This window comes from Microbispora sp. NBRC 16548 (assembly GCF_030268985.1).
Classification (GTDB): domain Bacteria; phylum Actinomycetota; class Actinomycetes; order Streptosporangiales; family Streptosporangiaceae; genus Microbispora; species Microbispora catharanthi.
In genome coordinates, this window is the sequence record NZ_BSSF01000001.1 from 155603 (window position 1) to 167877 (window position 12275).

Sequence of the window (12275 nt, forward strand, 5' to 3'; positions counted from 1 at the left end):
CGCGTCACTACCTGACCTGGAGGCGCAATGTCCCATCGCCGTTCGGCGATGCTGTCCGCGTCGGCCGCTCTGGCTCTGGCACTGAGCCTGGGCGCCGGCCCCGCGAGGGCGGCCGACGACTATCCGTTCCGCGACCCGTCGCTGCCGCTCGCCCAGCGCGTCGACGACCTGCTCGGCCGGCTCACGCCGGACGAGAAGGTGGCGATGCTGCACCAGTACTCCCCGGCGATCGACCGTCTCGGCATCAAGATGTTCAAGACCGGCACCGAGGCGCTGCACGGCGTCGCCTGGTCGACCGACTACACGAACAACGGCGCCGTGGTCACCGCCAAGGGCACCGTCTTCCCCCAGGCGGTCGGCCTGGCCAGCACCTGGGACACGGGCCTGATCAAGCGGGTCGGCTCCGCCGTCGGCGACGAGGCCCGCGGCTTCCACGCAGACAACCCCACCGTGTGGGGGCTCAATCTCTGGGCGCCCGTGGTCAACCTGCTGCGCGACCCCCGCTGGGGGCGCAACGAGGAGGGCTACTCGGAGGACCCGACGCTGACCGGCGCCATCTCCACGGCGTACGGCTCGGGCCTGGAGGGCGACGACCCCGACCACCTCAAGGCGGCGCCGACGCTGAAGCACTACCTGGCCAACAACAACGAGGCCGGCCGCGACGTCACCTCCTCGGAGCTGCCGCCGCGGGTCAAGCACGAGTACGACGAGGCGGCCTTCAAGCCGGCGATCGAGGCCGACGCGGCCACCGGCGTGATGGCGTCGTACAACCTCGTCAACGGCCGGCCCAATACCGTCAGCCCCGACCTGGACGACGTGGTCCGCTCCTGGACGAAGCGGACGCTGTTCAACGTCTCCGACGCCTGGGCGCCGAACAACCTCGTGCAGACGGAGAAGTACTACGCCACCCAGCCCGAGGCCGACGCCGCGCTGATCAAGGCGGGCCTCGACAGCATGACCGTCGACGACACCAACGGCGCCCCGACGGTCGCGGCGGTCAAGGAGGCGCTGGCGAAGGGGCTGCTCACCGAGGCGGACGTGGACGACGCCGTCCGGCACCAGCTCAGCATCCGCTTCCGGCTCGGCGAGTTCGACCCCGACGGCGGGCCGTACGCGAAGATCACCAAGGACGTGGTCAACAGCCCGGCGAACCAGAAGCTGAACCGCGAGACCGCGGCCAAGGCGATGGTGCTGCTGAAGAACTCCGGCGGCGCGCTGCCGCTGAAGCCCGGCAAGAAGGTCGCCGTCGTCGGCCCCCTGGCCAACGTGCTCTACACCGACTGGTATTCGGGCAGCCTGCCCTACAAGGTGACCCCGCTCGACGGGATCAAGGAGCGGGCCGCGTCGGTGGCCTCCTCCGAGGGCGCCGACCGGATCGCGCTGAAGGACGTCGCGACCGGGAAGTACATCACCGCCCCCGCGGCCGGCGGCGACCTCACCGAGAGCGACACCTCGGCCGGCGCCACCTCGACATTCGACGCGTTCGACTGGGGCCAGGGCGTGCTGACCCTGCGCAGCGTGGCCAACGGCAAGTACGTCAGCCGGGCCAACTGGTCCACCCTGGCCAACACCGCCGACCAGCCGTCCGGCTGGTTCGTCCAGGAGCAGTTCAAGCTCGAGCAGCAGTCCGACGGCACCTACCTGCTGCGGTACGCCGGCTACGAGACGACCGAGAGCTGGTTCGGGCCGAACGCCTACGTCAAGGCGGCGGCCGACGGCACGCTGAGCCTGACCACGGCCGACCAGGCCACGCACTACGCCAGGGAGGTCGTCTCCCGCGGCGTCGACGACGCGGTCGCCAAGGCCAAGGCCGCCGACGTGGCGGTCGTCGTGGTCGGCAGCATGCCGTTCATCAACGGCCGCGAGGCCCACGACCGCACCGACATGAACCTCGCCGAGGGCCAGGAGGCGCTGGTCAAGGCCGTGAAGGCGGCCAACCCGAACACGGTGGTGGTGCTGGAGAACAGCTACCCGACCACGATCAACTGGGAGCAGGACAACGTCCCCGCCATCCTGTGGACCACCCACGCGGGCGCCGAGACCGGGCACGCCCTCGCCGACGTGCTGTACGGCGACGTCAACCCGGCCGGGCGGCTCACCCAGACGTGGTACCGGTCGGCCGCCGAGCTGCCGGACATCCTCGACTACGACATCGTCAAGAAGGACCGGACGTACCTGTACTACCAGGGCAAGCCGCTCTACCCGTTCGGATATGGCCTGTCGTACACGTCGTTCTCCTACCAGGGGCTGAAGGCGGTGCCGAAGGGCGACGCGTACGAGGTCTCGGTCAAGGTGACCAACACCGGCTCCCGGGCCGGCGACGAGGTCGTACAGCTCTACACCCACCAGCAGCGCTCGCGGGTGAAGCAGCCGGTCAAGCAGCTTCGCGCGTTCCAGCGGGTGACGCTGGCGCCGGGGCAGACCAAGACGGTCGCCTTCAGCGTCAAGAAGAGCGACCTGGCGCTGTGGGACGTCACGCGGAACAAGTGGACCGTCGAGAACGCGACCCACGACGTGCTCGTGGGGTCGTCCTCGGCGAACATCCGCCAGCGGGCGACGATCAACGTCAAGGGTGAGAACATCCCGCACCGCGACCTGTCGACGACCACCCGGGCGGTCGACTTCGACGACTACTCGGGCATCCACCTGGTCGACGAGACCAAGGTGCGCGGCGACGCGGTGGCGGGCGCGAACGGCGGCTGGATCGCGTTCAAGGACGTCCAGCTCCGCACGCCCCGCACGGTGACGGCCGGGGTGGCCTCCACGGGCGGCGGGACCATCGAGGTGCGTCTCGGCTCGCCGACCGGCGCGAAGGTGGCCGCGATCCCGGTCGCCGCGACCGGCGGGATCTACAACTGGGCCACCGCGACCGCTCCCGTGTCCGGCGCGAACGGCGTGAAGGACGTCTACCTGGTCTTCACCGGCGACGTCCGGATCAAGGACCTCGCCCTGAGCTGAGGCTCCCCTACGGGAACAACGGACGCCCCGTGCATCTGCGCGGGGCGTCCGCGCGCGGGTGGTCAGCCGGGCGCCAGCACGTCCGTCGCCTTGTGGTCCTCGTCCACCCCCTGGATGAGCACGGCCTCACCGGAGGAGTTGCGCGTGCGCAGCGGCAGGATCTCCTGATAGGCGGGCGACCGATACCAGGCCCTGGCCCTGTCGAGGTCGGGGAACTCGATGACGATGAGGGTGTGCGTCCAGGCGCCCTCCAGCACCTCGGGCTCGCCGCCGTGGATGATGAAACGGCCGCCGAACGGCTCCAGCGTGGCGTCGATGCGCCGCAGGTATTCCACGATGTCCGCTCCCACGTTGACGTCGCGGAGCTGGGCGATGGCGTAGGCGGTCATGGTCTCTCCCGGGTCGAATGCGGTGCGCGGGTGTTGGGTGGGTCCTCCTCTTGGCTCAAGCATGCCGCGGACGGGTCACGGAGACGATGACGCGTGAGGTAATCGCCCGACGGCCGCGCGTTCACCACGCCATGCCCGCTCCCCAGCCGTGGAAGATCCGCGCCGTGACCTCTGACGCCGTGGATCAGGGAAGCACCGGCGGCGCGATCGCGAACACGGCCGCCACGATGAGCCCGGGGGGTGAGGCTGGTTCCGCCTGCGGCGGGCGTATCGATCACGCTTTCGCTATTCTCCCCGATATGGCCGAATCGTTGAGGGGGACGCTGGCCTCGCGATACCACCTGCTGCGCCCGCTGGGCTCCGGTGGCATGGGCACGGTGTGGCTGGCCAGAGACTCCGTACTCGACCGCGAGGTGGCGATCAAGGAACTCCGCCTTCCGGACGGCCTCGGCGAGCGCGAGCGGGCCGAACTGATCGCCAGGGTCATGCGCGAGGCGGAGGTCACCGCGCGCGTCCGGCATCCCGGGATCGTCGCCCTCCACGACGTGCTCCTCCAGGACGGCAGGCCGTGGATCGTCATGGAGCTGTTGCACGGCCACGATCTCGCCCGGCAGATCGTCGCGTACGGGCCGCTCCCGTACCGGCAGGTGGCGGACCTCGGCGCCCGCCTGCTCGACGCGCTGTCGGCCACGCACGCCGGGGGTGTGCAGCACCGGGACGTGAAGCCGGGCAACGTCTTCCTCTCCGCGGACGGCCGGGTGCTTCTCACCGACTTCGGCATCGCCCGCCCCGCCGACCAGGCGTCGATCACGGAGGCCGGCCTGATGGTCGGCTCACCGGGCTTCATCGCGCCGGAACGGCTCGCGGGCGATCCCGGCGGCCCGGCCGCCGACCTGTGGTCGCTGGCCGCCACCCTCTACACGGCCGTCGAGGGCGCCGCCCCCTACCAGGGCTCGCGTTCGGAGGTGATCCGGGCGACCCTCACCCAGGCTCCCCGTCCGCCGGTGCTCGCGGGACCGCTCGGCCCGGTGCTGACGTGGATGATGGCGCGCGATCCGGCCGCCCGCCCCGACGCGGCGACCACGCTCACGCTGCTACGGCAGGTGGCCGACGGCGGCACTCCGGACCTTGATCTCCGGCACGGGCTGCGGATCGAGTCGCCGAAGCGGCGTCCCCGGTGGTGGTACGCGGCCGGGGCCGCCGCCGTGGTGGGCGTCGCGGTCGCCGTGGCGGCGGTCGTGTTCTCCGGCAGGGCGGGCGAGCCGCTCCAGGACCCCGTACACCGGGTCTCGCCCACCTTCGACAGCGCCGTGGACCTGTGCCGGGCGCTGCCGGCCGAGGAGGTGCGGCGGATCGTGGGCGCATCGGCGCAGGGCCGGCCGGGGAAGACGACCTGCCAGTGGACCGTGAAGGGCAGCGGCGTCGAGCTGAGCGCCGAGACCGACTCCGACACCCCCGAGCCGTGGGGGCTCGACACGGCCTCGGCGACCACGCTCATGGAAGGACTGCGCAGGCAGTACGGGTCGGGGCCGAGTGACGCGAGCTGGCTCTGGTACGAGATCGGCCTCGACCGGAGGACCCAGGCCATCGAGACGGCCGGACGGGAGACGCCGGACGTGGCCGACGAGGCGTTCGCCGTCGACCTCACCACGCCCGAGGGCAGGGCACAGGCCGCCTATGTGTACTTCAGGCTCGGCGACCTCGTCGTCCGGCTCCAGTACGCCGATCTCGGCGTGAGCTCGCCGGCCGTCCTGCGGGACCGGGCGATCGCGGCGGCGGCGTCGGCGGCCGAGGGCCTGAGGGGGCTGGCCTAGCCGTGGACCTGCTCGCCGGACGGTACCGCCTCGCCGAACCGCTCGGCGAGGGCGGCGGCGGCACGGTCTGGCGCGCCCACGACGAGCTGCTGCGCCGGGAGGTGGCGATCAAGCAGCTACACGTCCCGCCCGACCTGGACGACCGGCAGCGCGCCGACTTCCTCGGCAGAGCCGTCGACGAGGCCCGGGCGGCCGGACGGCTCACCCACCCGTCCATCGTGACGGTCCACGACGTCGTCGGGCACGCCGGGCAGCCGTGGATCGTCATGGACTTGGTGCCGGGCCGCTCCCTCGACAAGATCATCCGAGAGGACGGGCCGCTCGCCTCCGAGCGCGTGGCAGAGATCGGGCTGGCCGTGCTCGACGCGCTTGAGGCGGCCCACGCCCGGGGCATCCTGCACCGCGACGTCAAACCGGCCAACGTCCTCATCGGGCCGGACGGCCGCGCCCTGCTCACCGACTTCGGGATCGCCGCGCCGCTGGGCGGCGCCGGGCACTCCTGGCAGAGCTCGGCGGGCTCGCCCAACTACATGGCTCCCGAACGGTTTCGCGACGAGCCGGACGGCCCGCCCTCCGACCTGTGGTCCCTCGGGGCCACGCTCTACACCGCCGTCGAGGGGGAGCCGCCCTTCCACCGGAGCATGGCCGCCGCGCTCGTCGCCGCCGTCCTTCTCCACGAGCCCCGGCCGATGACCCGGGCCTCGCGGGTGCTCGCGTGGATCGTGCTCGCCCTGCTCGACAAGGATCCGGCGCGGCGTCCGCCGCCCGACGTCGTACGGCAGGCACTGCGGGCCGCCGCCGCGCCCCCCGCCCCCGCCCCCGCGGACCGGCCCGCCGGCATGTGGCGCTTCGTCGCCGTGGCGGCCCTGGTGGTCGTGGTCGGCCTCGCGGCCGGCCTGGGCGCCTGGCTTCTCGTGTCCGGGAAACAGGGCGGCTCGGGGCGGTTCGCCGCCGTCCCCGACGCCTGCCGCAGCCTGACCAAGGCGCAGATCCATGACCTCCTCGGTGCCACGCCGCGCGGGGAACCCGCAGCCGAGGGGCGATGCGAGTGGAAGGAGCACACCACCGGCCACGACGGGACCATCACGGTCGCCTACCGGTTGCCGGCCGAGGGGGAGGGGGAGGCGGCGGCCTCCCACGACCTCGCGGCGGAGCGGGCCGCGCGGGGCGCCGCCGCGCGCGACCGGCCCGGGATCGCCGACGAGGCCTTCACCTGTGACTCCTCCGACCCCGCCGGGACCACCGGGGCCACGGTCTGGTTCCGCCTCAGCAATCTCATCGTCGAGGTCGCCTACCGGCGCGCCGGTGACCCCTCGGTCACCCCGGCCGACCGGCGCACGGCCGAGCGCGCCGCCGAACTCGTCGGCATCGGGCTCGGGTGACCTCCCGCTCTGCATCTGTAGGAGACCCAATGACCAGCGGTGACGACGCCCCCGTCGAGCCCGTCGAGCCCGGCGAGACGCCTCCCCCGGACGACCGCCTCCGGCAGGGCATGCCGCCGTACCCGCCGCAGGGCCACCCCCACCCGGGAGCTCCGCCCTACCCGCCCTCGTACGGCCCGCCGCCCGGTTCCCAACCCGGCCCGCAGCCGGGCGTGTATCCCGCCGGTCCCCAGCCGGGTCCGTACTCCGGTCCCCAGCCCGGGTCGCAGCCGCAGCCGGGCGCGTACCCGGCCTCCCAGCCGGGTCCGTACCCCGGTTCCCCGCCAGGGCCGCAGCCGCAGCCCGGCGCGTACCCCGGTCCACAGCCGGGCGCGTACTCCGCCCCGGGCGCCTACCCCGGTCCCCAGCCAGGGTCACAGCCGCAGGCGCAGCCGGGTGCGTATCCCGCCCCCCAGCCGGGCCCGTACCCCGGGCCGCAGCCGCAGCCCGGCGCGTATCCGGGTGCCGCGCACGCCGGCGGCCCGCAGCCCGGGGGGTATCCCGGCGTGCCGGGTGGCCAGGGCCGGCCGCAGCCGGGGCCTCCGGCCGGGCCGCCGCCGCAGTCGCCTCAGTCGAATCCCTATCCCTATCCATCCCAGGGAGGGCAGGGCGGCCCGCCGTCCGGACCGCAGGGACAGGGCTGGCAGGCGGCCACGCCGCCTCCGCCCGAGCTGTGGCAGATGCCGACCCAGCCCTCCGCCCCGGCGCGGCGGGGGTGGGTGCTGCCGGTGGTGGCGGTCGTCGCTGTGCTGGTGGTGGCAGGGGGGACGTTCGCGTTCATGACGGTGCGCCAGACGGGAGCGTCCAGCAAGGCGAGTCCGACGGCGACGGCGGCGACGGCGGCCAAGAAGTCGGCGTCGGCCGCGCCGGTGGCGGCGACCGTCGACGTGTGCTCGATGCTCGACCCGGACGAGGCCGAGCGTCTCGTGCCGCGGGCTGAGATCGACTCCTCGACCGACGACAACCGCGGCGACACCCTCGTGAGCTACGTCCGGTGGCAGTGCCGCTGGGCCAACCGGAACATCTCGTACAAGGACGTCACCCGCAGCCGCGAGATCACGGTCAACGTGTCCAAGTACGAGGCGCTCGGGACGACCACGGCCGTGGAGGCGGCGAAGATCCAGTACAAGGGTGAGCTCAGCCAGTACAAGTACGGCGCGACCCACTCGGACAAGGAGCACTACTACTCGGCGGCCCAGGAGTACCAGGGCATCGGAGACACGGCGGCCGCGCAGTACCAATGGACGCGGGAGGGGAAGCAGTACTGGTACTCCTTCGGCCAGGGAGTGGGCCGGGTGGGCGACGTGGTCTTCCAGGTGAAGTTCGAGGCGAGCCAGAAGAAGAAGGAGGCCGACCTCCTGTCGACGGAGAGCACGCAGTCGATCACCGAGGAGAACGCCCTGCGGGAGGTGAAGGGCCTGCTCGGGCAGCTCGCGAAGTCGGTGACCGCCTGGCGGGCCGGGCAGCCGCTGCCGTATCACGCGCGCCCCAAGCCGAGCCCGTCGCCTTCGCCCTCGCCCACCCGGATCCCCCTGCCCCGGGCCTGCGTGAGCCTCAAGACGCTGGCAGCCACCCTGGTGCCGGAGACCGAGGGCGCGGCGGTGCGGAGCAAGGAGGGCCACTCGAACGTCACCCAGTGCCAGTGGTGGAACGACAAGCTGCCGCTCGGCGGTGGCAAGGTCCGGTGGCGGAACCTGCGCATCGCCGTCCACACCTTCTGGGACGCGGAATCCGCCCGTTACTACCTCATCGACCAGCGCTCGAAGACCAAGTTCACGGCGAGCAGCGAGATCGGCGGCATCCGGTGGGGCAAGGTCGAGAAGCTGACCGGCTTCGGGCAGGAGGCGTTCGGCCAGGCGATCCGGCAGCGCACCGACACGGCCCAGGGCAACCGGTACGAGATCTACGCGCTGGACGGCAAGAACGTCATATGGGTGCTGCTGTCCGGCAGCGACCGCCCGGAGAACACGCCGATCAACGCGCCCGACTCCGTGCTCATGGACCCCAAGGAGGCGGCCACCGGGGCCAAGTCCGTGGCCAAGTCCCTACTCGGCGCCCTGTGAGCCGGTGTTCGTGCAGGTTTGCGCGGGTATTTCCCCCCTCGACCGCGAGTCGACGGGGGGAAACCATGGCTACCTGTGAGGTCTGCGGCAACGATTACGACATGGCCTTCGAGGTGCACACCCAGGGGGCGGTGCACGTCTTCGACAGCTTCGAGTGCGCTATCAGCCGGATGGCGCCTGTGTGCGAGCACTGCGGGTGCCGCATCGTGGGCCACGGCTCCGAGTTCGACGGCCGCTGGTTCTGCTGCGCGCACTGCGCCCGGGAATCCGGTGCGACAAGGATTGTCGACAGAGAGGTCACGGGCGCCGTCGCCCGCTAGAGCGGGTCACCTTGACGGTCGTGAGGGCCTCCGAGCGGGATCCACACCCGCGGGAGGCCCTCATGCTGCACGTCAGGACTCGAACGCGACCAGGCGGATGATGAGGAATCCCTCGCCCTCGCGCTTCGGCGGCAGCGTGGTGCCCGGCACGGCCTCGAACACCTCGGGGTGCTCGTCCCTGGTCACCACGCCGAACAGGTCGTCCGGCAGGGTCATGCCCAGCGCCATGGCACGCCTCGCAGCGGCGTAGAAACTGCCGCCCGCCTCCAGGTCGGCGGCGACCATCTCGGCCGCCGGCCGGTCGGGCACCCGGATGCGGGCCACCCGCGCCCGCTGCGGCCGGGCCGAGCGGGCGCGGAGATAGTCCTCGATCTCCCACACGAGCAACTCGCCGAGGTAATGCGACATGTCCCTCTTCACAGTGCCCAGACTCGCCTGTGGCGGTTGATTCCCGTTTGCACTCCGCTTGCTCCGGGGTTTGCTTGCGGCGTCCGGGCGTCCGGGCGTCCGGGCGTTCGGGCGTCCGGACGTGCGGCGTGTGGACTTCCCGTGCCGGCCGAAGGTCCGCCGGCGCCCCGCTCATCTCGCCCGGGTGCTTGCCCCTGGATTCGCATGACGCTGCACGGTAGTCTTTTAGTTAGTTCCTTAGCCAAACAAATGTCGGAGGAGCGAGTGCCACCAGGTTACCCGGGAGGCGCTGGGACCGGTGGCCGGTGCCAAGCCGGGCGCGGCGCTGTCCGCGCGTCCGTGCGTGCCACGATTCCGGCCGCCGTTGTCGTGTCAAATTGCTCGCAATTGCGGCATGATGAGCCCGAGCGGGAACGGGGCGGACATTGATCACATCGCACAACGGGCCACAGCCGGCCGACTTCACCGACGTACGGGCGACCAACCTCGCCGTCGTGCTGCGGTTCGTCCGGGAGAACGCGCCCTGCTCACGTGCCGACATCGCCGCCTCGACGGGCCTCAACAAGGCCACGGTGTCCAGCCTGGTCGCCGACCTCATCGACCGGAGCCTGCTGCGCGAGACCGGCCTGACCGAGCACCGCGTCGGCCGGCCCGCCACCATGCTCGTCCTGGACGGCTCGCCGTACGCCGCGATCGGCATCGAGGTCAACGTCGACTACATCACGGCGGTCGCGGTGGACCTCAAGGGCGAGGAGCTCCTGAACTGGCGGCGGTCCTTCCCCGGCGGGGCCTCGAGCGCGGGCCAGGCGGTCGTCGCCATGGCGGCGCTCGCCCGGCGGGTCGTGAGCCGGATGACCAAGGAGGCCCGGCAGGTGCTCGGCCTGACCGTGGCCGTGCCCGGTCTGGTCGACGTCAACGGGACCGTGCGGGTCGCCCCCAACCTGGGCTGGCGCGACGCGGACCTGGCGGGCGACCTCACCAAGGCGCTGCGCGACCCCGGTTTCCCCGTGCTCGTGGACAACGACGCCAACCTCGCCGCCCTGGCGGAGCACCGGTTCGGGCCCCACCGCAACGCCGCCAACCTCGTTTACGTAACCGGCGAGGTCGGCGTGGGCGCGGGCATCGTCATGGACGGCCGGCTCAGGCGGGGCGGGCAGGGCTACAGCGGCGAGATCGGCCACATCGAGCTCGATCCCGCCGGGCCCACCTGCCGGTGCGGCCGGCGCGGCTGCCTGGAGGCCGTGGCCGGGGTCGGCGCGATCCTCGCCCACACGGCGCCCGACGCCTCGCCGTCCGAGCTCGAACTCGAGATCGACGAGGTCGTACGGCGCGCCCGCAACGGCGAGCGGGACGTCCTCACGCTCCTGGAGGACGTGGGACGCCACCTCGGCAGGGGAATGGCCGCCGTGGCCAACATGCTCAACCCGGAGGTCGTGATCCTCGGGGGCTACTACGTGCCGCTGGCGCCCTGGCTCGTCGCGTGCGCGGAGGAGGAGATGTACGGCAGGGTGCTCGCCCCCGGCGGGGGAGGCTGCCGGCTTGAGGTGTCCACGCTCGGATACGGCGCGGCCGCGCTCGGGGCCGCCGCGCGGGTGCTCGACTCGGTCGACTCCGGCCGCCTGCCCGCGCAGCGCTGACCCCCTCATCCCGTCGCCGTCCGGAACCGCCGTCCGGAACGGCCGGGCTGTGGCGCGGGGCCGGCCCATGCGCCCGGCGCGCCGTTCCCGGCGTCAGGCGTACCGATATCGAATTGCTGCGAACCCGGCCGGGGTGCGAGGCGTCGAACAACGCACTGTCGACGAATTGGAACATGATGAACACTCGCCTGCTGTCCGCCGCCGCGCTCTCCGCCGCGCTTACGGCCGCATTGGCCGCCCCCGCGGCCGCCGCCGCTCCGGCCGGGGCCTCCGCCGCGCCGAAGCCCCTCACCGGGGTCGCCGTCTACCTGTCGTACGGCAAGGGTTACCCGGTCAGCCGTTACGAGCCCGGCAAGGGCTTCACGAAGCTGGGCGCCATGCCGATGACGGGCCAGTTCTCCGCGTCCCCGGACGGCAGGAAGCTCGCCTGGATCACCGGCGCCGGGTACGTGCGGGTCGGGGACGGCCGCACGGTCACGACCGCGGCCAAGGGCGCCGGGGCCGGAGCGCCGTGCCTCACCCCGGTCTGGTCGCCCGACTCCGGGCAGGTGGCGTACGTGGCGAAGGGCGACTCCGACGCCGGGTCCGTCTCGGTCGTCGGCGCGGACGGGAAGGGCCGCAGGAAGGCGGGCACGACCCTCGGGGTCTGCCACCTCGCCTGGTCGGCCGACGGCCGCTACCTCGCCGGGTACGCCGGGACGACCGAGGGCGTCTACCGCCTCGACGTGAGCACCGGCAAGGCGATCAAGGTCAAGGGCGTCGGCCTGGCCAACCACGTGCAGAGCCTGTCGCCCGACGGCACGAAGGTCGTCGTGGCGCCGCTGTCGAGGAACGCGCCGGGGGGCGACGGCTCCTGGCCGGGGGGCTTCCGCCCGGCCGTGGTCGACGTCGCCACCGGCAAGAAGGTCGCCATCCCGGTGAAGGGCTCCCTCATCGGCGCCTTCTACCTGCGGGACGGCCGCCTGGTCGTCCGGGTCGCCGGACGCACCGCCAACACCTTGGTCGTGCTCGACAAGAACGGCAGGCAGGTGCAGCGCCTGACCGAGCCCGGCGCGGCCAGGCAGCAGGCGCTGCTGCAGATCGTCGGCTGACCGGAGGCTCCCGGCATCGGCAGGAAGGGCGGGCGCGGACCGGCCGGGACTCCCGGCCCCGCGCCCGCCTTCGCGTACGGCCGGCGTACGGCCGGAGTGGGCCTCGATGTGACATCGAGGTGAAACCGGCGAGGGTCTTGACCTGAGCCGAGGATGAGGGCACTCTTCCGGATA

Annotated in this window: 9 protein-coding genes; 7 read left to right on the forward strand and 2 right to left on the reverse strand. The window is 72.4% G+C overall.

The genetic code is table 11. From position 1 onward, the window contains the following. Window positions 1-27: 27 nt before the first annotated feature. Window positions 28-2958: a glycoside hydrolase family 3 protein gene (locus QSK36_RS00745; RefSeq protein WP_285780970.1), complete on the forward strand. Its 2931-nt coding sequence runs from the start codon at window positions 28-30 to the stop codon at window positions 2956-2958. Between the two features lie 62 nt (window positions 2959-3020). Here QSK36_RS00745 and QSK36_RS00750 read toward each other — a convergent pair whose 3' ends face one another. Further along, entirely contained in the window at window positions 3021-3347 is a 327-nt protein-coding gene (locus QSK36_RS00750; RefSeq protein WP_183544021.1) for a DUF1330 domain-containing protein, read from the reverse strand. 299 nt (window positions 3348-3646) lie between these two features. Here QSK36_RS00750 and QSK36_RS00755 point away from each other — a divergent pair, with 299 nt between their 5' ends. The 4 genes from QSK36_RS00755 (at window position 3647) to QSK36_RS00770 (ending at window position 8965) form a co-directional block, all read left to right on the forward strand. Continuing rightward, window positions 3647-5161: a serine/threonine-protein kinase gene (locus QSK36_RS00755; protein WP_285780971.1), complete on the forward strand. Its 1515-nt coding sequence runs from the start codon at window positions 3647-3649 to the stop codon at window positions 5159-5161. A 2-nt stretch (window positions 5162-5163) separates the two neighbouring features. Further along, window positions 5164-6543, forward strand: coding sequence for a serine/threonine-protein kinase (locus QSK36_RS00760; protein ID WP_285780972.1), 1380 nt, complete (start codon window positions 5164-5166; stop codon window positions 6541-6543). A gap of 29 nt (window positions 6544-6572) precedes the next feature. After that, window positions 6573-8645 carry a hypothetical protein gene (locus QSK36_RS00765; RefSeq protein WP_285780973.1) on the forward strand — a complete coding sequence of 691 codons (2073 nt, stop codon included), beginning with the start codon at window positions 6573-6575 and terminating at the stop codon, window positions 8643-8645. A gap of 65 nt (window positions 8646-8710) precedes the next feature. Continuing rightward, window positions 8711-8965: a metallothionein gene (locus QSK36_RS00770; RefSeq protein ID WP_139576357.1), complete on the forward strand. Its 255-nt coding sequence runs from the start codon at window positions 8711-8713 to the stop codon at window positions 8963-8965. A gap of 72 nt (window positions 8966-9037) precedes the next feature. On the opposite strand, the gene QSK36_RS00775 is transcribed toward QSK36_RS00770, so the two are convergent. Continuing rightward, entirely contained in the window at window positions 9038-9373 is a 336-nt protein-coding gene (locus QSK36_RS00775; RefSeq protein WP_139576358.1) for a hypothetical protein, read from the reverse strand. 425 nt (window positions 9374-9798) lie between these two features. Here QSK36_RS00775 and QSK36_RS00780 point away from each other — a divergent pair, with 425 nt between their 5' ends. Together QSK36_RS00780 and QSK36_RS00785 are read left to right on the forward strand one after the other, a co-directional pair. Then, window positions 9799-11010, forward strand: a complete 1212-nt coding sequence (locus QSK36_RS00780; protein ID WP_285780974.1) for an ROK family transcriptional regulator — start codon at window positions 9799-9801, stop codon at window positions 11008-11010. A 173-nt stretch (window positions 11011-11183) separates the two neighbouring features. After that, on the forward strand, window positions 11184-12101 hold the full coding sequence (locus tag QSK36_RS00785) for a TolB family protein (protein ID WP_285780975.1): 918 nt from the start codon (window positions 11184-11186) through the stop codon (window positions 12099-12101). Window positions 12102-12275 lie beyond the last annotated feature (174 nt).